The 24,631-nt window shown below is 44.2% G+C and carries 17 protein-coding genes; 3 read left to right on the top strand and 14 right to left on the bottom strand.

Annotated elements, in window-relative coordinates:
* Positions 1-435: 435 nt before the first annotated feature.
* On the bottom strand, positions 436-774 hold the full coding sequence (locus tag GXP65_RS03470; RefSeq protein WP_162092011.1) for a hypothetical protein: 339 nt from the start codon (positions 772-774) through the stop codon (positions 436-438).
* A 500-nt stretch (positions 775-1,274) separates the two neighbouring features.
* Between GXP65_RS03470 and GXP65_RS03465 the strand changes: the two genes are divergently transcribed.
* Positions 1,275-2,810 (top strand): hypothetical protein, encoded by a 1,536-nt coding sequence (locus GXP65_RS03465; protein ID WP_162092010.1) that lies wholly within the window; start codon positions 1,275-1,277, stop codon positions 2,808-2,810.
* 271 nt (positions 2,811-3,081) lie between these two features.
* On the opposite strand, the gene GXP65_RS03460 is transcribed toward GXP65_RS03465, so the two are convergent.
* From GXP65_RS03460 to GXP65_RS03450, 3 genes are all read right to left on the bottom strand, one after another.
* Positions 3,082-3,471, bottom strand: coding sequence for a hypothetical protein (locus tag GXP65_RS03460; RefSeq protein ID WP_086369307.1), 390 nt, complete (start codon positions 3,469-3,471; stop codon positions 3,082-3,084).
* A gap of 507 nt (positions 3,472-3,978) precedes the next feature.
* A complete protein-coding gene (locus GXP65_RS03455) occupies positions 3,979-5,427 on the bottom strand; it encodes a serine protease (protein WP_162092009.1) in 1,449 nt (482 codons plus the stop codon).
* 180 nt (positions 5,428-5,607) lie between these two features.
* On the bottom strand, positions 5,608-7,200 hold the full coding sequence (locus tag GXP65_RS03450; protein ID WP_162092008.1) for a S8 family peptidase: 1,593 nt from the start codon (positions 7,198-7,200) through the stop codon (positions 5,608-5,610).
* A 633-nt stretch (positions 7,201-7,833) separates the two neighbouring features.
* Here GXP65_RS03450 and GXP65_RS03445 point away from each other — a divergent pair.
* Positions 7,834-8,820 (top strand): cytochrome-c peroxidase, encoded by a 987-nt coding sequence (locus GXP65_RS03445; protein ID WP_162092007.1) that lies wholly within the window; start codon positions 7,834-7,836, stop codon positions 8,818-8,820.
* Positions 8,821-9,475: 655 nt separating this feature from the next.
* On the opposite strand, the gene GXP65_RS03440 is transcribed toward GXP65_RS03445, so the two are convergent.
* The 7 genes from GXP65_RS03440 to GXP65_RS03410 all read right to left on the bottom strand — a co-directional run bounded on the left by GXP65_RS03440 (position 9,476) and on the right by GXP65_RS03410 (position 18,085).
* The gene (locus GXP65_RS03440; protein WP_162092006.1) at positions 9,476-10,900 is read right to left on the bottom strand and encodes an aspartate kinase; all 1,425 of its coding nucleotides are present in this window, start codon (positions 10,898-10,900) and stop codon (positions 9,476-9,478) included.
* Positions 10,901-10,981: 81 nt separating this feature from the next.
* Positions 10,982-11,368: an ectoine synthase gene (locus GXP65_RS03435; protein WP_005393369.1), complete on the bottom strand. Its 387-nt coding sequence runs from the start codon at positions 11,366-11,368 to the stop codon at positions 10,982-10,984.
* A 13-nt stretch (positions 11,369-11,381) separates the two neighbouring features.
* Positions 11,382-12,647 carry a diaminobutyrate--2-oxoglutarate transaminase gene (gene ectB / locus GXP65_RS03430; protein ID WP_162092005.1) on the bottom strand — a complete coding sequence of 422 codons (1,266 nt, stop codon included), beginning with the start codon at positions 12,645-12,647 and terminating at the stop codon, positions 11,382-11,384.
* Positions 12,648-12,680: 33 nt separating this feature from the next.
* Positions 12,681-13,214: a diaminobutyrate acetyltransferase gene (ectA, locus tag GXP65_RS03425; protein ID WP_050918198.1), complete on the bottom strand. Its 534-nt coding sequence runs from the start codon at positions 13,212-13,214 to the stop codon at positions 12,681-12,683.
* A gap of 343 nt (positions 13,215-13,557) precedes the next feature.
* Complete coding sequence (locus GXP65_RS03420; RefSeq protein ID WP_005433884.1) at positions 13,558-15,222, bottom strand: BCCT family transporter; 1,665 nt, start codon at positions 15,220-15,222, stop codon at positions 13,558-13,560.
* A gap of 236 nt (positions 15,223-15,458) precedes the next feature.
* On the bottom strand, positions 15,459-16,208 hold the full coding sequence (locus GXP65_RS03415) for a 3'-5' exonuclease (protein ID WP_162092004.1): 750 nt from the start codon (positions 16,206-16,208) through the stop codon (positions 15,459-15,461).
* Positions 16,205-18,085 carry a DUF294 nucleotidyltransferase-like domain-containing protein gene (locus GXP65_RS03410; RefSeq protein WP_162092003.1) on the bottom strand — a complete coding sequence of 627 codons (1,881 nt, stop codon included), beginning with the start codon at positions 18,083-18,085 and terminating at the stop codon, positions 16,205-16,207. The genes GXP65_RS03415 and GXP65_RS03410 overlap by 4 nt, the downstream gene beginning before the upstream one ends.
* A 372-nt stretch (positions 18,086-18,457) precedes the next feature.
* Between GXP65_RS03410 and GXP65_RS03405 the strand changes: the two genes are divergently transcribed.
* On the top strand, positions 18,458-19,867 hold the full coding sequence (locus tag GXP65_RS03405; protein ID WP_162092002.1) for an MATE family efflux transporter: 1,410 nt from the start codon (positions 18,458-18,460) through the stop codon (positions 19,865-19,867).
* Positions 19,868-19,937: 70 nt separating this feature from the next.
* Here the strand turns inward: GXP65_RS03405 and cysS are convergent, their stop codons facing one another.
* The 3 genes from cysS to GXP65_RS25200 all read right to left on the bottom strand — a co-directional run bounded on the left by cysS (position 19,938) and on the right by GXP65_RS25200 (position 24,209).
* Entirely contained in the window at positions 19,938-21,311 is a 1,374-nt protein-coding gene (gene cysS, locus GXP65_RS03400) for a cysteine--tRNA ligase (RefSeq protein WP_162092001.1), read from the bottom strand.
* Positions 21,312-21,645: 334 nt separating this feature from the next.
* A complete protein-coding gene (locus GXP65_RS03395) occupies positions 21,646-23,547 on the bottom strand; it encodes a DUF3857 domain-containing protein (RefSeq protein WP_162092000.1) in 1,902 nt (633 codons plus the stop codon).
* On the bottom strand, positions 23,544-24,209 hold the full coding sequence (locus tag GXP65_RS25200) for a hypothetical protein (RefSeq protein ID WP_240334950.1): 666 nt from the start codon (positions 24,207-24,209) through the stop codon (positions 23,544-23,546). Before GXP65_RS25200 ends, GXP65_RS03395 begins: the two co-directional genes overlap by 4 nt.
* Between the last annotated feature and the right edge of the window lie 422 nt (positions 24,210-24,631).

Here is a 24,631-nt window from a genome sequence, read left to right as displayed (position 1 = left end):
AGGTAGATCTCAATCAACTCGTTGATTTAATGATCTTTTCTATGTTGAGTCCGCCAAGTTCTTCTAGAATTGCGTTCTCGATAAAGATCAGAACACAAGAAAGCTCCCCTGATATGGGGCAGTGATTAGCTCAATTGTACGCAAATAGTAGGGTTGTTTTATGAGTGGTTTGCTCAAGCGCTACAGGCTTTCTACTTACAAAGCTGGCTCGTGGTATGGTTCTGTATACTTGACTATCACTGCCAGTGGCAACGGGATTGGCTTTCTGTGGGAAAAATTAGATGCTTATTGTAAGCAGTAGGATCTATTTTTGTGCTGACGGATCTAACCGTCAGCACATTAGGATTTCAATCGAACAATAGAATTAGAGAAGTAATTATTTCGATGCTATGCAGCAGCTGTGGATCATTTTATGCAACACCAAAATCACTAATGCTATTCTGATAGCATTTCATTAGAAATAAATCTTTCTTTAATTCCGATCTCGCAGCCTATTAACAATGATTCAGATAGTTCTACATTTAAATAATATCGTTCTGGTTGACTCATCGCTTGTTGAAACGCGTTAATACATCTATTTATTCGCTCTGGCTTCGAATAAGGGCTTTCTTGCCATTCTATACGAATCCTCTGATTGGTATGCTTTTCTACCCCACTTAGGCTATACTGGTTGGAACTTAACTTGTAGGCTGTGACTTGCTCGAAAAAGAAGATTTCATTAGCAAAACATGTATTAGTTGAAAGTAGCGCTAATAATAATAATTTATTTTTCATTATAAATTTACTCTTGGGAGATTTAAGTTAAAAACTTAGACATTAACTATAAAATTCATCACCCCATAAACATGTGGAAATGTAATTTCTTGCTCATTATAAAAAACAACGAGTTTCAATCGTCGTATTTTTAGAAGGAATAACTAAAACATCTATTTTTATCTTATGCTAATGAAAAAAGGATTGAATTACTGGTACTACCAACAAATCTGACAATGATCATGTTTAACGTGGTTAGTAATTACAATTAAAACTAAAGTTCCAACTATCAATAGAATGCTGGTGCGACATAAATAAAGTGATTTTTTTATCATTAAAATGCCTCCCCTCTTTAAATTATTGTATTTCATCATCCCCTAATGGATTAGGTGTATTAACTTACTGCTATCATCAACATTCACTTTGTAAGAACGCCTTATGCTTTATTGAATTACTCGATTTATAAATCAATCGTATTTTGATAATATTTCCTATTCTCATCCAAACAAACTATATGGAGAATGGTTTTGGGGCTAGATACTGCTTACATCCCTGTTGCAGAAGAGGACATAAAGTACTTCGTTGAAGACGTTTGTAACAACCCTGATTTGGTTGAACAAAGAGTGAATCAACTCACGCCTTCTGAGCAAGAAAGAAAGTTTCTCACTCATACGCTGTATAAAAACCTCTTAGCTCAGACTGAAAACGACCCATTCGACAGTCATTTTGGTTTTACTTCATGCTGTATTTTGGCGTATCTGTCTCCCTACTATTATGACAGAGGGCAATCGCTAGCAAGATTGGCAGATGAGTTCGCTGGTGAACAATCAGAGCACTTATTTTCGCTATTAAGTCGTTTCCAAACCTTCTTTTCGACCGTTCCTCACTGCGGTTATTCGGGCGGCCCTAACTACTGCTCCGGCTACTACGTACGTAAAGAAAACATAACCCCACTACTCGATGCGCTCATGCAATTAGATCGCGCTGTCGACCCTTTGTTTGAAGAAGACAGTGGCCTTATTAGAGCACTCAAATACGCACAAAATCATCAGACAGGCTTACTTGAAGCCTTCGACATACAAGTCCCATCCAGTGGTGAATTTTTCACGAGTCGTTTCAACTTGAGAGCTTGGTATCTTGACAACTTGGATGATGAAAGGACTGAAAAAGAGTGTATAGACACATCATTCACTATTGGCTTTCCTGTGCCATCTTCCAGCATTATCGACATGTTTGATACCGGACCTTTGATATTTGACTGGGTCCGCGCTGAAAATCTGTTACCTATCTTTGAAAATGATCCTGATCCCAAGAAAGAACGAGCGGTCAGCGGCCAATTGGAGATCAGGCTGATTTTTGAAGAAACGACACCACTAGTTGTAGTGCGAACGACACAAAATACACTGCTGCATGACCCAGAAAACTATGTTGAGAAAATAAGGCTGTCGTTTGAAAAGTACCTTACACAGAATGGGCTAGAGGCGAACTTTTTTGTCTCACTTCATGACTCCGAAAGCATACCAAAAGAGATCAAGTCGTCATCTGATATTGAGGTACGTTATTTTTCAAAACCAAGCTTTATCTTTAGTAGGCACCAATGGCTGTTCACTTTAGATGATGAGAAGTTAACCATGGAGTTTGGATATTCAGGCCGTATGGTGTTGTCCTTAAATGGGGAAAAGATCGATGAGTATCGACTATCGGATAAAGACATCCATAGAACGGTTTATTTCGCTGGGGGGCATTGGTACACCATTAGTGTAGATGCCACACAGTATCGTAATGGTGACTTAGGTTTAAAGATTTACAAGGGTGTCCAACCAAAAGCGGAATTTAAGTGTTTCAAAGGCGCAGAGCAATATCCGCTATCTAAAAACCTCGTTTTGATGGCTGGTGAGATGGCGACGATTTTTCTTACCCTGATGACGCTGGCCGCTCGCAAACCAATTCTTATTCCTCCACTACTTTTAATCGGCTTTCTGATGTTTAAGTACAATCAACGTCATCATTACTTTCTTAAGCCCAGTTACGAGTTAGAGGAAGATTCCCAACCGTAGACTTAAAAAGCCCACCGCGCGGTGGGCTTTGATTTATTTACTTAAATAAACATTCGAACTTTAATAATATAAAACCTATCAATCCGTTGTATTTAAAATCTAACCCTTAATTTTACACATCTCATGCGAAGGCGTAGCTTTGCATTTACTACTAAAATACCCTTCAGAAGACCTACTCATGGAACCGGCATACGAAATACAAGTAGCACATAGCGATAAAAATATAATTGTTTTCATTATATATCCTAGGACTTAAATTGATTTCTCATTTTTAATTGATGATACGAGTCACTTCGTAATTTCCATCTCGGTAAATTACGGCAAAGTTACTGAAAGATGTCCCAGTGGAAGTGTAAGGTTTAGCGGTTACGTTTCCATCAGCCGTAGCAACCGTTGCCGTCACTTTAGTAACTAAACAAAGGCCTCTTTCATCATCGGTCCATTGTTGGCCAGCGTTTGCAACATAGGTGCTTTGTAAACAAACAGCAAACTCAACTCGTCCCGACACATGAAACTGAGTGGAATTAGCAACGGTTACAAATGGGTACCCCCAACTGTCCGTGTTCTCATCGTAAGATAGGTTCCCTTCTTCAGCAGACATGGCATTTGCAGACATAAGCAATGAAAACACTGATAATAGAGACAACATTTTTCTATTCATAATAAACTTCTTCACGTGTGTAAATTAAAATTAATTCATTAATAAATTTCGCCGACTTCCTCTGGCGGAATCTTATTTACATTATACTTCTATTAATTAAAACACTGGTAAAACTGAAATCGATATATCTTCAATCACCTCCAATGGTATAAATAAAAACACGGAAAATTTAACTTTTCTGTAGATGCCAATCTTACGAAGTTTTTATCATGAACATAACTACTGACCTAATAGTCACTCGTTAATTAAAAAAATTTAAAAAGTAAATATAATGAAACTCATGATTTCTTGTGGTTTTAATGACAGATGTAATTTGATGAGTAACTGAGGGGAAAATCGACACAGATAAATTTAAAGGTAGCGATTTCTATCCGAAATCTAGACTTATAGCTCTAAAATATGTAGTGCGTTGTGTCGTTATTTTTGAGTGATGCTTGGAACAAAGCTGCTGAGGTTTGAGGTCTAGGGGACTCAGGGAGCCCCCTACGTGATTGCTACAATTAATAATCACTTCACATCCACGCTCAATGTGACGCCGGAAAACGCCGAATACGCGCTGATAAGAATGTAGAGGTCTTGCGATTCCATTCGCGCTTCACAACTCTCGTTGCTGTTGGAACGATAAGGTCGACAATCGTACGTTGATTTATCCGGTCGGCTCCCGGAAAGCGTATACAAATCCGCATCCCCCGCCCCACCAGACATCGACACAACGACGTCTTGTGTTCTTTCAGAAGCGGGTAAAACAAAGATCAATTGACCATTTTTAAGCTGCTGTAAATCACCGATCACGTCACCAACGGAGATTGTTGGGTATTCCGATGTTGGAGGCTGCTTACCCATTTTACCTTGAGGCAATTGCCCTCCAAAAACTGGCGCAATTTCTGGCCAAATTCGTTCCATCTTAACCCCTTGGTTTTCACAACCTCCATAGTGGTGAAGTGCGACAACCTGATGGCTATCCGATAGAAGAACCGGGGAGCCAGAAGACCCACCAATCGTGTCACAAAAATAACCAGTATCCGTCCCGGTGCCACGGCCGTTTGCACTCGCGACATCTATCTGACAAAGCCCTGAACCATTCTTGTCACTCTCTATCGCAATCTCTTTTGGATTACCTGCACCATGTTGTGGGATATAAATACCTGAACCGTAGACAGGAGGTGTATCCGTTAGTCCTAGATAACCAAACTGGGCAATGGTGTCGAAGTTGGTCACATTAAACAGAGAGTAATCAAGCGTGTAGTCAGTCTTAATCAGCTCATTACCCATGACTTTTACCACGTCATCTAAACTGCCATTACACGTCATACGTTGGTAGTTGAACCACACTTCTGTGTTGCGCAACTTGCCTGACGTCGAAACGCAGTGGTTATTTGTCATCAGATGGTTTTCTGGCCCCACTCGCCAAGCTGTACAAAGACTTCGGCCATCGATGAGCAATCGCGCGACGGCATGACTCCAACCAAACTCTGTCGGATGGCTTTCTTCCCAACAAGCAGCATCGCGTCGCTCATTAACACCGCAGGTAGAAAGCGTACCTACTTGTTGCAACTTGTCTTCACTGTAGCCTGCCGTGTAGTAATCAATGGCGAGACTGCCAGACTCAGAAGCACGACGCCATTCAATAGTGACAGCGTCACCAGAAATGGAACGTGCGAAAAAGGGCTCATTACTACCTTCGTGATAAGTCACCTTCTCTACTGAGTTATCAGAGCTCAATGTAACGGAATCACCAACGCCAAGATTGAATTGGGAGAAATGGACTTTGATAAAGCTCGCACCTGAATGATGGAGCTGATACTTGACGGTGTCGTGGCTCTCTTCTGTATTGGTAAATGTATAGGCATGTTCAATTTTGTCCGCCACTTGAATCAACTTTTCCTGCGAAGTAGCCAGCGAAGAAAAGAGCAACGTCGCTAAGAACAAACCAACCTGTATCCTTGGTATTTTCATGATATTTGTCTCTTTAAGAAGTGCGAATCTGAGCCGCTCAAGTGACTTCAGTTGAAGGAATTCACTGAAAGTACAAGCATTCGTCTAGGGAAACGATGGAAGTTCGTCGGGAACCAGCAACTCAGAATTATTTGGGATTGAGAGATAAAGCCCACCCGAAAGTGGGCTTAGTGATGAGCGTTAGTAGTTCGCCTGAATCGTCATACCGCTGTAGCTAGAGTATGCACGAATCATGATGTGGTAACGTCCACTTTGAGGCGCCGTCACAGTACATGTTTCGTTGTTGCCGTATTTATATGGTCGGCAATCCCAGCTGCTGCGTGTTGGTTTCGAACCAAAGCGAACGTAGAGGTCAGCATCACCACTACCACCAATGGTTTGAACAGTTAGACGTTGGCCAGCCTCTAGGTCAGCATAGAAATAGTCCATCGCACCTGTTGCGCCGCTCAAGCCATTCACTGGCACACCAGAGGTTAGCTTGCCTTCTGGATCTGGCGTTGGATTTGGACCACCACAATCTTGACCACAGTCTGAATCCGCCAAGCTATAGAGCAGCTTGTTTACGCTTCCGCGAGTGTCTGTGACTTTGCCATTGGATGCTCGTTCAGCAATCAGCGCCTCTAGCTGGCTTGGTGATAATGCACTGTTTTCTTGAAGATATAGCGCTGCAACACCGGCGACATGTGGCGTTGCCATTGAGGTGCCACTGATGGTTTTGTAGCCACCATCATACCAAGCGGATTTGATTTGCGAGCCCGGTGCAAACACATCGACACAGCTACCCCAGTTTGAAAAACTCGAACGTGAATCTGAGCTCGTTGTGGAGCCAACGGTCACGCCAGAAGGAACGCGAGCTGGTGAATAGTTACAAGCATCCGCATTAGAGTTGCCAGCTGCGAGCAGGAAGCTCACCCCTGATTGAATCGCACTTTGTACTGCGCTATCCAACGCTGTGGATTGTCCGCCTCCCAAACTCATGTTGGCAACAGAAGGTCCGGAAGCGTTAGCAGCCACCCAGTCCACCCCGGCAATGACACCGGATGTCGAACCAGAACCAGAACAGCTAAGTACTCTTACACCAACAATATTCACGTTCTTTGCCACACCATACTGGCTGCCGCCAATGGTGCCGGCAACGTGCGTACCGTGTCCGTTACAGTCACTTGAGTCTGAATCATTATCGACAAAGTCGTAACCAGAAACAGAACGCCCACCAAACTCGACGTGTGAATTGTTCACACCGGTATCGATGACATAAGCCGTTACCCCTGTACCATCAAAGTTGGCGTTGTAGTTACTATCAAGAGGTAGGCTGCGCTGATCAATTCGATCAAGACCCCAAATCGCATTGCTTTGGTTTGCTTCTACCGAGACTATCGGTTCAAGCGTTAGCATTTTATCTTGTTCGATGTAGTCTACTCGGGGGTCAGAGCGTAACTCATCGAGTTGGTTTGCATTCAATGTTGCCACAAAGCCACTGATGGATCGGTCAAATATGGACTCCGCCTGTATCGAATATAAACTGGACATACTGTCCACCGATTGTTGCGTGGACTGTTGAAAATCTGGAGAGTCGCTCGGCATCATTTGCGGCTGTTTAAAGACCACGATATAACGATCAGCGATGGCGACATCGTCCGGAGCGAGCATCAACGCTGCTGAGGCTTGTTGTAAATCAGAAGCACCTGGCAGATCCGTTGATTGAGAGTAAACGGAAGCAGAATGAAAACAGATTGCCGAGGTTATACAACAAGTAAGTAGTTTCTTTGACATAAAATGTTCCTTGAAATCATAGTGTTGTTGATTTTTACCTAGTACCAAACTGTCAACACGAAAACACAGACAATCAGCGTAATACGCTCAATACGTGCTGCAGTGACGTTACACAATTCAACCTAGAACAATGTGCAACCGGATGCGTAATTGATAATAATTCGTATACTCAGAAACATGACCAATTCCAAACCTTTCTTGAAATTGAAATGTAATGATTAACTCAGAGTTAGAGCAAACTCCCTAAAATAGAATAATTCTAAACATCGGACTTGTTGGCTGTTATATGTCCTCTACCAACGTCCTATTCGCGAGATAAAATCTCCACTTTTTCTCCAATCTAGAGACTCCATCTCTCAAATTCATTTAATTGCATAATTGACCTAAATCAACGAACCATTCGTTTATATTCTTTGCACAGTTGTAAACAAAAAGTGATCAGAACCGTGGGAAGCAAGCAAAATCAAATCGTGCAAAGTTTGTTCGCTTTTAACATCGTTTTTTGCCATAAAAACCATCGATTTTTTGCGTTTTATCGAAAAAAACGATTGCTATACCGTGGCTTCCAGAGCGTACCAACACGAAGTACGCCGCCCTAGTGAGAGTGAAAAATCACTTAAAAAGGAAGTTATTATGAAAACTCTTATAGCAGTGAGCGTCTTGTCAGCGCTGTCTTTCGGTGCTTATGCAGAGCGCCAATCCGCAGAGCCCATCAAGGTGATTGAACCGGTTGCTGGGCTTGACGCGAAAAAGGTAGAACTGGGTAAAACGTTGTGGTTTGAACCTCGATTATCCGCCTCTAACACTATCTCTTGTAACTCTTGCCATAACATCGCAAAAGGCGGCGTCGATAACCTACCAAGCTCCATAGGTCATAAATGGGCGATTGGTCCTATCAACTCACCAACGGTGTTTAACTCGGATTTGAACTTTGTTCAGTTCTGGAATGGACGGGCCAAAGATTTGCAAGAACAGGCAGCAGGTCCAATCGAGAACCCACTCGAAATGGCCTTTAGCCACCAGCTTGCGATCGACACACTTAAGTCAATCCCTCAATACCGCGAGTGGTTTCAACAAGCCTATGGCAGTGAGACGATCACCATTGATAACGTGACTGACGCGATTGCAACATTTGAGCAGACTCTGCGCACGCCAAATGCACCATTCGATCTTTGGTTGAAAGGCGACGACAACGCGCTAACCACAGCGCAAGTCGAGGGTTATAACCTATTTAAAGCAAAAGGTTGTACTGCGTGTCACAGTGGCCCATTAGCTGGTGGGCAAATGTACCAAAAAATGGGCTTAGTGAAGCCGTTTGCAACAGACAATCCAGATGTGGGACGCAAGGCGATCACGGGTAATGACTTCGATAAGTTTGTGTTTAAAGTACCAACACTGCGTAATGTCGAACTCACCTACCCGTACTTCCACGATGGCTCGGTTTGGGATTTAGAAGAAGCCGTAGCAATGATGGCTGACCTTCAACTTGGCCAGAAGCTAACGAAAGAGGAATCTGGAAAAATCACTGAGTTCTTACGTTCATTAACTGGTGACCAACCAGAGGTAACATTGCCTCATCTACCACCATCAACCAACGAGACGGCACGTCCAAATATCTAACTCGGTCGTTCATGAATAACAAAGGAGCCATGGTTGGTTGGCTCCTTTACTTCTTATCAAGCCGCTTTAATACAGTTTCATCTGTTGAATATATGGCTTTTTTAGTTTCACCTTCTTACTGTTATTACTACCAATTGCATATCACCCCACATGCATAGCCTCTGCTTTTATGAAGAAATTCAATGTAATCAAATTTTTTGGACGAGCTTACAGTAAGATATTGATTAGTAGTGTTAAGTGAGAGGTCTAAGGATAGATCAAGATGGGATTCAAAACCGTTCAAACACAATCGCATTATGTCGATGGCATACTCGTCACAGCAGAATACCACCGCCTGTCGACGAGGTTTACCTTACGAATTGGAGAAGAGATCCTCTATTCAAAACGGCTTTTTATTATCGCATTTAGAAACGCTCCAATTACCGTTAACAACCAGTGTTATCGTGTTAGGGTCATTTGGTGCTTAATTTGGCGAGCAAGGTTAACGAAAGACGACACTGTGGTGATAGAAGAACTGATTGATAAACGACGCTCAAAGTCATTATTTACTCTTGTATTCTCCACTATCATGCGAAGTTTAAAATATGTTTTCAGTTAAGCAGCTTCAAGTAGCGATTAACTACATTTGAAACTGCATTATCATTAGGCAAGCCGATTAAGCAACATTCACCGACTTCTTTTCATTGTTGTCTTGTTCAAAGAACTCTTCATGTAGCGCGCAAATCGCTTCCTTATACTCGTCATCACTCACAACAAACTGTACGTTAACGTTTCTCATTGATGAATGGAGAGCAATGGGTGTCACATCGCGATTCATCAGTGCAAAAACGCCTTTGGCTAACGTTTTATTGGTATCGATTTGGGAACCAATTGCAGAGATAAGAGCCACCATACGCCCAGTGATCGAGGCTTGCGGATAGCGCTTTTCTACTTTGTATCGCACTTTGTTTAGGCTATCGACACTGCCACCTAGATAATACGTTATTGAATTCGCATTCATCTCTTTACCGATAAGATTGACGCGCGCATCGGCGATGATTTCCATCAGTTCGTAACTGACATTGTCCACTTTCCCAACCATGGTTTGATCAAACAAGTGAAGCGCAAATACCTTCTGTTTTCCTGCGATAATTTCAATGCGATCACTCTCAGGACGGTAATCGGCCGAGATTAGAGTGCCTTTATGCTCAGGTTCAAAGGTATTTTTGATCTGCAATTCAATACCACTTTCTCGTAAACCCGCGGCTGCATTGGGGTGAATCGCTTCCATGCCAAGATTAGCCAATTGGTCGGCAACATCGTAATTGGTAAATCCGATGGGATTAACGCTGTCGACTCCCACGACTCTTGGGTCGGCAGAGCTTAAATGATATTCCTTATGAATAATCGCTAAATCCGCTTTGGTTGTTGCGGCAATTCGGCTGAAAGTCATCTCACTGTAGCCACGATCGTAGGTATGCATTAACCCTTCTTTGCAATACGCATAGCCAGTAACAATCGGTAACTCTTGGGTGACGTCAATATCTTCAAAGGCATCAGAGATGGACTCATCCAACGTTTTGGGCTGTTGGTTATCCCAACCAGAAAGGTCGACAAATTTTGCGTTAATTCCCATATTTTTGAGCTTTAACGCGGTGTTATAAGCGCTATGTGCTTCACCAATTGAAGAGAGAAACTCGCGGATCTGCGGCAAATAGTGACGCAGAGAAAACTGTCCATATTGACAAGTTTCTAGGATGTTGGTGACACATGTTTTTGCTTCCGCAATTCGGGAACGAATGAACTTATCCGCGCGCATGCGATTCATCGGATCGGCAAAAATATGTTCGTTTGTCAGCAGCATACGGCTTTCAACATAGGCTAGTGCGTCTTGCCAAGCTTCATCTCGTTTAGCGATAAGCTGATAGACACCTGGTTTACTGGTCTTTTTGCATTCCAATAGAGCGTCTGTCATTCCGCCATAAGCAGAAACAACAAAAATACGGTTATATGGGTTTTGTGGGCGAAGGAGAATGTTGTCGAGTACAGCATCGAATGCTGTCATAGATGTACCGCCGATTTTTTCTACGGTAAATGTCATGAGGGGGCCTTAATGATTGGTAATTTAAAAGAATGGATAAGAAAAAGGGGTGAAACATCACCCCTCTAAAACATCAGTGGGCTAGTCCACCAGCGGATAAACGCCATTTTCGTCGTGAACTTCCGCACCCGTGATTGGTGGATTGAACACACACGCCATGACCATTTCTTTGTTTTTATAGGCGCGTAAGTAATGTTCGTCATGCTTATCTAGGATGTACAACGTACCCGGTTTGATTGGGTAAGTTTCACCGCCAACGACTTCAATTTCCCCTTCTCCACTCATGCAAAATACAGATTCCAAATGGTTCTGATAATGAATGTGTGTTTCGGTTCCTTCGTATATCGTCGTGATATGGAATGAAAAGCCCATGTTGTCGTCTTTCAATAACATACGGACACTTTCCCAGTTATCAGACACAACTCGTCTTTCGCTATTGCGACACTCATCGAGTGTTCTAACGATCATAATTCTTTCCTTGCTATGATGCTTGTTTGAAAAGTTTGCTTGCGATGGCTTCGACTGAACCCTCGAAGATATTCAGCCCTTGGGTAAGTTCGGCTTCAGAAATGGTCAATGGGCAAAAGAACTTCACCACCTCATCATTTGGTCCTGCGGTTTCAATCACCATTCCGTTCTCAAAACACGCTTTTGCAATATCACCAGAGATTTCACCGTTCTTACATTCAATGCCAATCATCATCCCGCGACCTTTACGTTGTATAAACAACTCTGGGAATCGTTTTACCGATCGTTGAATGACTTCTTCAACCATGTTTGAACAGCGCTTAATGTGCAGCTCAAAGCGGTCGTTTGACCAGTATGTTTCGAGTGCTTTAGCTGCTGTGACAAACGCGTGATTATTGCCGCGGAATGTGCCGTTATGCTCGCCTGGTTTCCATTTGTCCAACTCTGGTTTTAGCAAAACAATCGCCATTGGTAGACCATAACCGCCGATGGATTTCGACAGTGTTACCATATCTGGCTTAATGCCCGACGGTTCAAAGCTAAAGAATGTCCCTGTTCGACCACACCCAGCTTGGATGTCATCAACAATCAATAAAATATCGTGAGCTTTGCACAGCTTACTGAGTCGTTGCAGCCACTCGTTAGAGGCAACATTCAAACCGCCCTCACCCTGTACGGTTTCAAGTAAAACCGCCGCTGGCTTGTCCATGCCTGCCGAGTTGTCAGTCAGCATGGTTTCAAACAATTTCAAACCATCAATGCCTGCATAACCTTCAAATGGAATTCGCGTTACATTATTTAAGCTTGAGCCCGCGCCTTGGCGATGGTGTTGATTACCCGTTGCCGCAAGTGCACCTGCAGTACAGCCATGAAAACCGTTGGTGAAGGCAACGATACTGCTGCGTCCCTTCACTTTTTTTGCCAACTTGATTGCAGCTTCTACGGCATTGGTACCGGTTGGGCCCGTGAACTGAACTTTGTAATCCAGCCCTCTTGGTTCAAGAATGTATTGATTCAGTGCTTCAAGAAAAGCGGCTTTGGCTTCTGAATGCATGTCCAAGCCGTGTGTAATGCCATCCATTTCAATGTACTCAAGCAGTGCTTGCTTAAGTACTGGATTGTTATGGCCGTAATTGAGAGATCCCGCTCCAGCAAGAAAGTCGAGGTAACGTTCACCTTGCTCTGTTTCTAACCAGCAACCTTTCGCGCTACGAAAAACGACCGGAAAACTGTTTGAGTATGAACGTACGTTGGATTCCTGCTTTTTAAAAATATCCATGATAAGACCGTTATTTGATTCCTATTGGTGGGTTTATTTGAGAGGGATACGATACAAATATTCCGTATCGTGCTTGCCTTTAAAGTGTTTGTCTTCGTCCAAGAAGGTACTCACTTCGCCAGCATTGCCATTTTGCGCATCGAGCTTTTTGAATAGCGCCCAAGACGCGTCGTTTGACTTGGTGATCGTGGTTTCAATAGCGTTGATACTCTCGAGTCCTTCTCGGTCGAGTAAGTTACTGAGCATTTTGAAAGCCAGCCCGTTACCTCTATATCTTGGCGCTACGGCGACTTGCCAAATGAATAACACGTTAGTCTCACCAGGCTTCTGGTAACCAGAGATGAAACCGGCAATCTCGCCTTTGTGCTCAACTAAAACACAGGTTTTGCTGAAATGGCTAGATTGAAGGAAATTACAATATGAAGAGTTCATATCGAGCGGAGGACAATCTGCGATCAAACCATAAATATCGTCGCCATCAGACACGACAGGTTCACGAAAAATCCATTTTTTGCTTGGGTCTTCTCCAATCTCTGGATACATCACCCAAGGGGCTGAGGTAATCATGTGTAGATACATACCCTTCGTACACTAATTAAATTTCCTTTTTATTATGCACACTGATAGTGCATAAAAATCAAACAAAGCCGCTCTAAATACCTACTTCTTTGATCTATGTCGCATTAAGGCCAAATGAGCATGACTTTAAAAATAGTTTGAGCTCTAATGTATTTATAGGGTAAAAAATTAATCGAAGCCAAATGAGCAAAACATCGTCAGTTTCGCACTGAGGAATTGTTTCGAGCAGGAAGAGAATGGCAGCCGATTGATGACTAAAGATGAAGAATTCAGATAAGAAAACGGCACGCCGAAGCATGCCGTTTTTTCGTTGTTACGAAGAAAGCTTAAATTACGCTTTCGCTTTCTTCATTGACTTTGATGTTGGGCGAGGCTCATCCATCAAACCTTTCACTAGAGATACCGTTGCAACCAACAGTACGATAGTGAATGGCAGACCAGTTGTTACCGCCATCGCTTGTGCAGCCGCGAGACCACCACCAAGCATTAGCGCAATTGCAACTAAGCCTTCAAATGTACACCAGAATACACGTTGAGGTGTTGGTGCATCTACTTTACCACCCGCGGCAATCGTATCGATCACAAGCGAGCCAGAGTCCGCTGATGTGATAAAGAACACCACAACCAGAATAATACCCACGATAGACGTGATCTGAGACAGTGGCATCACATCTAGCATCGCGAACAGTTTAAGTGGAAGCTCTGCATCAAATACCGCTTGGTAACCATCGTTCACGTATTGGCTGATCGCCGTACCACCAAATGCCGTCATCCATAATACACACACGGTTGATGGGATCAGGATAACACACACGATGAACTCACGAACTGAACGACCACGAGATACACGCGCGATAAACATACCGACGAATGGTGACCATGAAATCCACCACGCCCAGTAGAACGCCGTCCAACCTTGTGAGTAGTTCACGTCTTCACGGCCGAATGGCATTGAAAGCGCTGGAACATTCGCAAGGTAGGACATGATGTTCTCGAAGAAACCAGTCATGATAGCGACTGTCGGACCCACGATGATCACGAACAAAAGCAATAGTGCCGCTAAGCCCATGTTGATTTCAGACAGGCGTTTTACACCACTATCCAAACCAGCGACTACTGAGATCAAAGCAAGTGCTGTGATGATCACGATAAGCACAACTTGCGTTGTCTCTGTCATAGGGATACCGAACAGGAAGTTTAGACCTGTAGCTGCTTGCGATGCGCCGTAACCAAGAGAAGTCGCAAGACCAAATACCGTCGCGACTACCGCTAAGATATCAATAATGTGACCAACCCAACCCCAAACTCGCTCGCCAAAAAGAGGATAGAAAATAGAACGCATCGTTAGAGGTAGGCCTTTGTTGAACGAGAAGATCGCCAAGCCAAGTGCCAATAGTGCATAAATTGACCATGGGTGAAGTGCCCAGTGGTAAATCGTTGCTGCCATACCCAGTGCAGACGCCGCTGATGTATCACCCTCTGCTGCGCCTAGTGGAGCCCAGTCAGTACGAACACCATTCTCAACGTTCACACCGCCAAGAGCAGCACTGAAGTGAGACATAGGTTCAGATACGCCGAAGAATACCAGACCGATACCCATACCAGCAGCGAATAGCATCGCTAACCAGCCTGCGTAAGTGTAGTCCGGTGTTGCTTCTGTACCGCCGATACGAACGCGACCAAGTGGCGTTACGATCAGGATCAAACACACCACGACAAACACGTTGCCTGCAGATAGGAAGAACCAATCAAGATTCGACACTAGCCAACCACGCAACCCCGCAAAGAACGGTTCTACTTGTTGTCTGAATGTCAGTGTTAACACTACGAACAGGATGATCGACATACCTGAAATAGCAAACACACGGTTGTGAATATCAAGTCCAAAAGGACCTACTTTTAACGCGACGTTGTCCTGACCAATCTGGTAATCAGTATCGATCGGGTTCACCTTACCGTCGGGGCGTTGTATACCGCCATTGTTGTCGGTGCTCACGATTTATCTCCTTAAAAACGTGGCTATATTTAAGTTCAAATTAAGCTTGATGTAGGAAGCCGAGTGATGACTTTCTTGTGTAACTTGCTGCAAAGCTTATGTGCGATCGTTGTGTCGCTTTTAGAAGGGTTGCTCTACTTTATAATTTTACCTTCAACCGTCCTGATATCGCATTGCATTTTGTTATCAGGACGACCAATAAAATTTATCGCCAATGTATTAGCGAGACTAATAACTTACTGCCAAATCACAGACAACGGCATGTCACCTTCAAAGTGGTATTGCAACTGCGCCTGTAACAACTCAGCGGTAGCAAGAGCATCGGTCAGCGCATGGTGTGGCTGATAAGCAGGCAAATGGTAACGCTCACGCGCATGACCGAGACGTACCGAGCCAGGCTTTTTACCTTTGAGCTTGTTCAACCAACCTTCACACTCTCGACGCTGAATTGCGTATTCGATGTCCAACGTATCAACGACTGGAAATTGAATCCCCTCTCCCAGGCTGTTTAACAATGCGTTATTGAAGAATTGACGCTCGATGTTTTTGTAGTGCACCACTACAATCTTTCCGGCTAACTCATCAAGAATGGCATCTAGAATTTGCTCAAGTTGCGGTGCATTCTTCACTTCGGAATCGGTAATGCCGTGGATCACCACCGATTCTTCATTCAGTTCTCGATTTGGATTTACCACCCAATGGCGAGATCCGCTGCACTGCACTCGCCCTAGCGTAAATGGCACCAAACCTATGGTGAGAATGGCGTCTTCCTCGGCGTTTAAACCCGTGGTCTCGAAATCGACGGAGACAAACGGTACCTCTTTTAATGGCGTATCACCATTCACAATAGGCGTAGAGTAATAGCGTTTTAATCGAGTATCGTTCGCTTGTTCGGCAAGCTGCTTGAAGTAGATCGGCCAATCGGGTGTCTGGCTGGTATCAAGCAAATCGCGACTGTCTTGCTTTTGTTTCGAAAACCACATCATTTGCCACTTCTCTGATAACGGAACTTAATGTAGTTCTGCGCGTTGCTTAGGATTTGGAATGCGGCTTTTAGGTTACGGCGTTCAAACTCCGACATTTCTTCTGGCTCGATGTTGTTGTCCGGCTCTTCGCCGTTTTCGATATCCAGTGCTTGGTGTCGGATTCGCACCATGTAGATCAACTCCATCGCATCTTTTAAGTCCATGCCACGGCCTTTCGGTAAGATGCCCGCGTTGTTGATGTCATCCAGACGTTCAAACGAGTTTTGCGAACGGGAACCAATCGCCAAAGCATGCACACGAATGAGATCCGCCATTGGCGCAGTGCCTCGGCGTTTCAAGTTGATGGAATTGCGATGACGGCCGTCTTTCTCCATTACAAAGTCTTTGAAGAAACCAAGCGGCGGCGTTCGACGAATCGCGTTGTAAGCCATACAAGCCAAGAATCGATTGTTCTTCTTGGCACGACGTACAATGAAGCCGCTCAATTGCTCTGCCCATTTCACGCGTCCATGTACGCCAAGTAGGTCGAAGAAAATACTGCTGTTCAAAAGTCGCTCTGGTGTTGGATCATCAATCCAGTTTGCAAAACACTCTTCCCATTCGGAGCGCGTTTTACGCCACTCTGGGTTAGTCGCCATGATATCGCCAGTACAGTAGGTGTAACCGCACTCTGCCAATCCATCACAAATGAACTTCGCAAACTGAGCAAAGTACTCACCATGCAGTGCTGGGTCGTAGCTGTTATCCAGAATCAGCGCGTTGTCTTGGTCTGTGACGATAAGCTGTTCATCACGCGCCATAGAACCCATCGCCAATAAGCAATAAGGGATTGGCGCAGGACCTAATTCTTGTTCTGCTAACTCTGCCAGTCTCTGTTTAAAGCTGCTGCCAATCACCGACATTGCCCGCCCAACCATGTGGGCATTTGCATCTTCACTCACCATTCTCACAAAGCAGTCTTTCACTTGTTTAGAAACCGCTTTGAGATCTTCGACTGAGTTTTGTTGGAAGATAGAGCTCACAAGCAACAAGCTGTTTTGCGACTCATAACGGACGATATCCGTCATGCTAATCACACCAATTGGCTTTTTGTCTTTAAGAATAGGCAGATGATGGACGTTGTAACGCAGCATTGTCAGCATGGCTTCAAACACGTAAGCACTGTAATCGAGCGACACAACGTCGTAACTCATTACTTCACTCACAGGAATGTCGCTGTCTCGCCCTTCAGCTAAAACGCGCACGCACAGATCTTTCTCGGTCAAGATACCAAGCAATTGATCATCGTCGTCTTCAGTAATGTCTTCTTGTGCGCGGACAATCAAAAGCGCAGTAACGCCCTCTTCCGCCATCAAGATTGCCGCCTCACGCACCGTTGCAGTGGCTTCTAGTGTCACTGACTCACGGCTTAAGATCTTGCGCGCTTTCGCAGTAGTAAAGTCATTCCCATCTGAGTGGTTTGATACCGCGGTACGCAGCCTGGCGCTGTCTTCCAATTCCATGAAATCAGCAAAGTTCTCAAACTCGTCACATAGCTCAGTGAAAATCTTCTCTGGAATGCAGTAAACCAAGGTGTCTTCAATCGCTTTAGCTGGCATGCGGACACGGTTATTCATCAACAACCCCATTTGTCCAAACAAGCCACCAGCATCGATACGGTTGTACAACTCGCCTTTGCGGCGGAAGATTTCCACCACACCACTGCGGATCATGTATAAATCACGAATGTCATCGCCTTTCTTGAGAATGTCTGTCCCTGCGCGGTAATACGCGACTTCGGCATTCATTGCGATGTTTCTCAGGTGCTCTTCCGGTAAGTCATCAAAAGGTGGGTATTGGCTAATGAAATTGAGTACTTCTAATTGCTCGGCTTCCATTGTTTATTCCATGCATTGCCTAAACTAAGGCGATAAATATCACCAAGAAAATAATCACACAATAAATAAATCGAGAGGTCAGATAAAAAGATTTGTAACCATCGAAAAGCGGAATAATGACTGATTATTATTGAAACGAGCGTGTCGAAAATCGCTTGTTTTCATCTAAAAATGAGCAGTAAAAAACGCGATACATTCACAAGACAAATGACATATTTAGAAGCCAAAGCAATCGTTTTCTTGTGATCTAAATTACATATTGAACGCAAGAACAAAAATCCGTATATTGCGCCTGCCTACGCGGCACACCCTACAATGCACAACGCTATCCTGCTTCCACTGGTGCATTGATATTGGTGTTTAACTATATCCATGCAAAACACACCTTCCTCTTTTTCTCGCTTTTTTAAAGAATCGGGCGCTTTGTTACATCTATCGATCCCTATCATTCTGATGCAACTTGCCACTCAGTCAATGGGCTTTATCGATACCACAATGGCAGGCCAAGTGAGTGCTGCCGACCTCGCTGCGATCGCACTTGGCACCAGTTTATGGCTACCCGTTTCGCTATTGCTTCGCGGCATCATCATGGCATTAACACCTGTCGTGGCTTACCACCGCGGCGCACAAAGTTTGGATAAAGTGCGTATCGCATTTATTCAAATGCTTTGGTTGTCGGCGTTCGTTAGCGCAATTTTGATTGTTTACTTGCTGCTTGGTGAAACCATTCTCGTTGGCCTAGGCGTTGCGCCTGAGATCATTCCTATCGCCAGTGATTATGTTGTTGCGTTGGCATTTGGTGTACCGGGCATTGCGCTTTTCTACACCTTGAATGGCTTCTGCGAAGGGATGAACAACACTCGCGCACCCATGCTGATTTCGGTGATTGGTTTGTTGGTAAACATTCCTGTTAACTACATTCTGATTTACGGTAAATTCGGCATGCCGGCATTGGGTGCAGTTGGTTGTGGCTGGGCTACGAGCTTAGTTTACTGGCTGATGTCTGCCCTACTGTTTAGCTACATCAAACGCCATCATCACTACAAAAACATTCTGCACTTCGCTGAGCTAAAGCCGATATGGCAAGAGATCAAACAGCTGTTCAAACTCGGTATGCCGATTGGTTTGAACATTGCGGTTTGTGGCAGCATCTTTGCGGTGATTGCGCTATTGATTGGTCGTATTGGTGCGGAGAACGTTGCAGCGGCGCAAATAGCACTGAATATTTCTAGCATGACGTACATGATCCCAATGAGCCTTTCCTTTGGTATCACGATTCGTGTTGGTCATGCCTTGGGTGAACAAAAGCTTGAAACAGCTTCACATCGCAGCTTGGTTGGCATTATTACCGCAGCGCTATTGTCGCTGATTTCAGTCGGTTTCTTCCTGCTGTTCCCAGAATGGATCATTCGTTTGTACACCACAGATCAAGTGGTTTCAGCAACAGCGGCTACTCTGCTGATGTTTACTGCGATGTACCAATTCAGCGACGCGCTACAGACCTCTGCGAACGGCGCTCTGCGTGGCTACAAAGATACTAAGATCCCGATGATTCTGGCGATTCTTGCTTACTGGGGCTTGGCGCTTCCACTGGGTATGTTACTGGGTATCACCGATGAAATCGTTCCTGCCATGGGCGAAGAAGGCTTCTGGATTGGTATCGTGACGGGCTTAACCACCGCTGCAATTGCAATGCTGATTCGCTTGTCGCTGGTAATTAAGAAGCACAACCAAACCGCAGAAACGAATACCGCTTCGCAACCTGAGTTAGCAATTCAATAACGACTAGAGCGTTGATCGTTTCAATTAGAAAGGCTCACTGTCGCAGTGAGCCTTTTTGTTTTCTAGCTTGTTAGCCTTGTTTGCTTACCGTTGAGCTATCACCAGCATCGTTGATTCTGTAGCCGAGTTCGGTAACTTTCTGGCGGATTTCGTCAGCTTGTTGGTATTCCTTCTGCTTTTTCATTTGCAAACGCAACTCTACCAATTCCAATATCTCGCGAGGGATTTCTTCTTCCTCTACCTTATCAATCACCAAGCCAAACACATGGTCAAAATAGCGCGCCGTTGCCTTTTTATCTGCATCGCTTAATGCACTTCCAAGCAACTCCCACATTAATGCCATCGCTTGTGGCATGGCTAAATCGTTGTTGATGAGTGACATAAAACGCTCAACATACGTTTGGTCGACTTTGCCACCTTCGGGTAGTGCCGACACTTTCGCTTTCAGGCGCTTTAGAGCTGTTTGTGCTGCATCCAAGCTCTCCCACGTAAAGCTCAAATGACTGCGATAATGACTGGTCAGCACCAAGTAACGGTAAGCCAGCGGGTCATAGCCTTTCTCGATCAAGGCTTCAAGACGAAGTGACGTACCGGACTTGGAGATCTTCTCTTTATTAAGTTGAAGGAAGAAGCCATGCAGCCAGTAATTCGCTTGTACGTGTCCATTCTTTGCTTGGCATTGGGCAATTTCGTTGGTGTGGTGAACTGGGATATGGTCTTCCCCACCGACATGAATATCGAACACTTCACCTAGGTACTTCTCTGCCATCGCAGAACATTCAATGTGCCATCCCGGAAAGCCGACTCCCCAAGGGCTTTCCCATTCCATTTGTCTTGGTGTATCTCCGCTAAACTTCCAGAGTGCGAAATCAGTCGGGCTCTTTTTCTCCGCCATTTCGACGCGAATGCCCGCTTCTAAACCCTCGCGATCCAGCTTGGCAAGTTTTCCGTAATCAGGAAGCTTCGCCGAATCAAAATAAACACCATCGGAGGTTTGATAGGTGAAGCCCTGTCGCTCAAGCGCTTGGACGAACTCTATCTGCTCTTGAATATGCTCGGTAGCGCGACAAATGATGGAAGGCTTGACGATATTTAGCCTATCAAGGTCGTCTAAAAACGCATTTTCAAAATACTTTGCGATCTCCCATGCAGACTTGTTCTGTTTTCTCGCGCCTTTCTCCATTTTATCTTCACCTGTATCCGCATCAGACACCAAGTGACCAACATCTGTGATGTTCATAACGTGGTTTACGTCGTAACCGTTGAGTTCTAGCGTACGCCTCAGCACATCCACAAAAAGGTAGGTTCTTAAGTTCCCTGCATGCGCGTAGTCATACACTGTCGGACCACATGCGTACAAACCGACTTTACCTGATTCGATGATGTTGAACGGCTCAAGGGTGCGCCCCAGTGTATTAAATAGTTGTAATTTTGGCTGACTCATATTGTTATTCCTTTAAATGCAAAAAGGCCGCGAATGAAAACATCGGCGGCCTTTGGTATGTCTGTATGATCTTTTGCTAACTAATAGCTACGCGAAAGCCGCCGCACATCTTGGGAGGTGCGACAACAACAGTTAGTCGAGATAGAAATAGCTAAATAGTTCATACCCAACACCCTAAATAAGAAATCTTTAGAAATCAACCCTGTGATGACGGCTTCCGTTATCAGAATACGGAACGAAGCTCACGCACCCGGCAATTAAACCTATGTAGGACGGTACATATAAATTAAAAAAGAGCTCAAGTGAGCTCCTTTTTAGCAATACGTTACGCGTACTAAAGCGGCTTGCCGTAAAATTTGATCAGCGATTGCTCTGCAAATACATCTAGCATCTTATTGAATCGCTTCCTCTCATCGGCTTTAACCCACCGAGACTTCACTTGCAACTCAGTTGTCACGGAAAGCTCCGTCGGGGATATCAACTTAACTTGCCTTTTTAAAACACCTAGGGGGTGACGGAGTTCTAACGTAGCTGGAACATGAGTGATCTTCCAAAGTCCGTTGGTATCGTAGTGAAATTTAGACACAATATCGACGCCTTGGAATAGAGCGGGATATATCTCATTGGACATTTTTAGCTCGTCCAATTCATTTTCAATCCAAGCATCAACCTCCTCATAGTTCAAGCCCTCACCAACGACTAGAAACGGGTCAATGACCGACTTTGAACGAATCACCGCTTTACTCGTCATTGAATCAAGATTTTCGAGCTCAAACTCTGGTTTACCAATGGACGAGACGACGTCGGCATATTGATCAGTCAGTTTTTCTAAACGTTCCTTTTCACTCAACTCATAAAGATTAGAGCGCAGAACAGCAGCGAACTCGCCTGTATATGTGCGCTCTTGAACTTCTTTTTGACCACCAAGTTCATCAAATAAAATCTCGGTTTCCGCTGTCATCTTCCAGCGGTATGGACTTTTTTGAATCGTACCTAGTGACGCACTTTTAGACAGTGGTAAAGCGACTTTATTTTGAATCCACGAAGACGTGTATTTCCAGTTGGTTTGTGTATCCGTAGGATCTACGCAGTAATGCTCTCCTCCGTGGTCAAAGCACACGACAACATGATTGAAAGCATTCATGGATGGAACCAAAACTCGGCTCGGGTCAGTACGCTTTGTGGAAACCAACACAAGTTCAGGGCTCAAGCCTATTTTCTCAAATAAACCAATGAGAAGTACGGACTTGTCTTTACAGTCACCAAATCGATTCTCTATCGTTTCGGCAATATCATGTGGTGTCATCGCATGGCCATATTCCGATCGCGATACATAGCGAATATCACGAGAAACAAAGCTCAAAATACGTTCAATTTTTTCACTGGTACTTGTTGCATCTTTGGTAAGTTGTAAATACAACGCATCCAAACCGGTGGTGTCGTCAAACGCCTTTCTCATCGTTAAGTTGGCTTTATCCGCCACACTTTGCCATGTCCCTAAAGAACCGATAGCAATACTGTCGACACCATCACGCCATAACACTTGATAATCACCAATATAAGACGGAATGTCTTGGCCCGAACAATGCAATTGGCCAGTATTTTGCGAACACTCAACCTCTCGGCTATTTTCCTGCCAATGAATCGGTGAGTCAGAGCTCCACTCCACGTTTAGTTCATAACGTTCTATTGGGTAATTTTGCTGAGTGAATAACTCTTCAGCCCAATCGGGCTCCATTAGATCTCGTTGGCTGACTATATCGTACTTCAGCACGGCAATACTGCCTTCTTCTAATCCAGGAATAGCCAGCGAGACTTCTTTATGACTTGAAAAAGTATTGTAGCCACCAGTATTAAGGACTTGTACGTGAGAAGGATTAATTTGCTTCACCTTACCGTCCGGTGAAACCGATGCCGCTGCTTTTATGATGACTTTCTGATAGTTAGGATCGAAATATAAGCCCATGGTGCCATAGGACTCTATATCCACAAATCGCGGGAAGTAATTGACGATAGTATAGCTTTCTTTGACAGAATCTTTTTTGACATCAAAGTTCGAGCTTAAAAGTAGCTGCACCATCTCTGAATAAGACTTATCTTGAGAAATGAGAGAAAGCGACTCTTTTAACCCACCTTGAGACAGGCGCCACTCTATTTCTGACTTATCGTAACCAAGGACACTATTGGACACAGACAATGTCGCAACAATAAGCGCACATAAACGGTTTATCTTCATTGTAGTGAAAACTCCCTAGCCATCGCTTCAAACTCTGGCTTTCTCGAACGATAAGTTAATCTAGGTTGAGAAAGAACACCCAATAGCTCGTAGGTTTTATCTCCGGTATTGATCAACGTGACATATCCCGACGCAGGGTCGTTAAATAGCTTTTTGTTACAAACCAGCTCGACTTTCAACGCAAACTCATTACCAACAAAGCTGCGCGATTCTTCACATTCAGACTTCCCAATCTCCTCTTTAATCCAGTCACGACGCAATGCCATATGCTCATTAAGATTTTCGATTTCTTTGTTATCGAACAAAACAAAGTATGCATCGTAGTCTTCACTTTCAAACTCAGCGAGAGCCGTACCATCACTGTAAGTGCCATTCTCGACGCGTTGCCACCCCGGACCATGAAAAGTCAGTTGAAAATTATGCTCTGGCTGGGTGTAAATCGAACGGTCCGAGTAACTTTCGAGCTTTTCAACGGACATCGTGGAGCCAATTAAGAAAGCAAACATTGCCAAAATTAGCGGCGTCATGATGAGAACAACACACCACTCGAAAGCATTGTATCCACGCTCCTTACCTGTAAATTCAACTCCAACGAGTTGACGCTTCAACTCGTTGACTCGAGAAGCAATAGCAGCAAACGATGACGCGGAAACCAACAACATTAAGAGTTCCAGCCAAAGAGGCGTCGTCCATTTAGAGCTCATTGAAAAATAAACGTTAGCAAGCATAAAACCCGATACGCCCAACCAATAAATCGATTTTGATCTGCCCTTTTTTGCACTGCCCTCGAGATCATCCAGCGCGCGGTCCAAATTGCGAAAAGCAAAAGCCTGAGCTATGAAGAAGAGTGGCACAAAAACCCAAAGCCAAGGTTTGAAGTTTTCTTTCGAGATTTGATTGATTTCTCTTATACGACGGTAAAGCCAAAAGTTGAAGTACAAGCCAAATGTGCTGAAAGCCAAAAACCAATCGAGTATCGGTTTTCGTGGGTGGGACATTGTCACTTTGTCCGATGTTTGTTGAAGATTTGTCAGTGTGTCAACCTGTTCTTCGCAAGGAGTACTGCTTGTTTCTTGCATTTGCT

This window comes from Vibrio sp. LB10LO1 (genome assembly GCF_010092875.1).
Classification (GTDB): Bacteria; Pseudomonadota; Gammaproteobacteria; order Enterobacterales; family Vibrionaceae; genus Vibrio; species Vibrio campbellii.
Note: the sequence above shows the minus strand (reverse complement) of the source record. Positions and strands in the feature narration are given on the sequence as shown.

What these genes read in the sequence shown, in the direction of transcription:
- GXP65_RS25200 (WP_240334950.1), bottom strand. Translation starts at nt 24,209, where the DNA reads ATGTTGTTGGTTTCCGCGTCATCGTTTGCTGCTATTGCTTCTCGAGTC.
- GXP65_RS03395 (WP_162092000.1), bottom strand. Translation starts at nt 23,547, where the DNA reads ATGAAGATAAACCGTTTATGTGCGCTTATTGTTGCGACATTGTCTGTG.
- GXP65_RS03410 (WP_162092003.1), bottom strand. Translation starts at nt 18,085, where the DNA reads ATGGAAGCCGAGCAATTAGAAGTACTCAATTTCATTAGCCAATACCCA.
- cysS (WP_162092001.1), bottom strand. Translation starts at nt 21,311, where the DNA reads ATGAGTCAGCCAAAATTACAACTATTTAATACACTGGGGCGCACCCTT.
- GXP65_RS03460 (WP_086369307.1), bottom strand. Translation starts at nt 3,471, where the DNA reads ATGAATAGAAAAATGTTGTCTCTATTATCAGTGTTTTCATTGCTTATG.
- GXP65_RS03450 (WP_162092008.1), bottom strand. Translation starts at nt 7,200, where the DNA reads ATGTCAAAGAAACTACTTACTTGTTGTATAACCTCGGCAATCTGTTTT.
- GXP65_RS03445 (WP_162092007.1), top strand. Translation starts at nt 7,834, where the DNA reads ATGAAAACTCTTATAGCAGTGAGCGTCTTGTCAGCGCTGTCTTTCGGT.
- ectA (WP_050918198.1), bottom strand. Translation starts at nt 13,214, where the DNA reads ATGATTACCTCAGCCCCTTGGGTGATGTATCCAGAGATTGGAGAAGAC.
- GXP65_RS03435 (WP_005393369.1), bottom strand. Translation starts at nt 11,368, where the DNA reads ATGATCGTTAGAACACTCGATGAGTGTCGCAATAGCGAAAGACGAGTT.
- GXP65_RS03440 (WP_162092006.1), bottom strand. Translation starts at nt 10,900, where the DNA reads ATGACATTTACCGTAGAAAAAATCGGCGGTACATCTATGACAGCATTC.
- GXP65_RS03405 (WP_162092002.1), top strand. Translation starts at nt 18,458, where the DNA reads ATGCAAAACACACCTTCCTCTTTTTCTCGCTTTTTTAAAGAATCGGGC.
- GXP65_RS03470 (WP_162092011.1), bottom strand. Translation starts at nt 774, where the DNA reads ATGAAAAATAAATTATTATTATTAGCGCTACTTTCAACTAATACATGT.
- GXP65_RS03465 (WP_162092010.1), top strand. Translation starts at nt 1,275, where the DNA reads ATGGTTTTGGGGCTAGATACTGCTTACATCCCTGTTGCAGAAGAGGAC.
- GXP65_RS03415 (WP_162092004.1), bottom strand. Translation starts at nt 16,208, where the DNA reads ATGATGTGGTTTTCGAAACAAAAGCAAGACAGTCGCGATTTGCTTGAT.
- ectB (WP_162092005.1), bottom strand. Translation starts at nt 12,647, where the DNA reads ATGGATATTTTTAAAAAGCAGGAATCCAACGTACGTTCATACTCAAAC.
- GXP65_RS03455 (WP_162092009.1), bottom strand. Translation starts at nt 5,427, where the DNA reads ATGAAAATACCAAGGATACAGGTTGGTTTGTTCTTAGCGACGTTGCTC.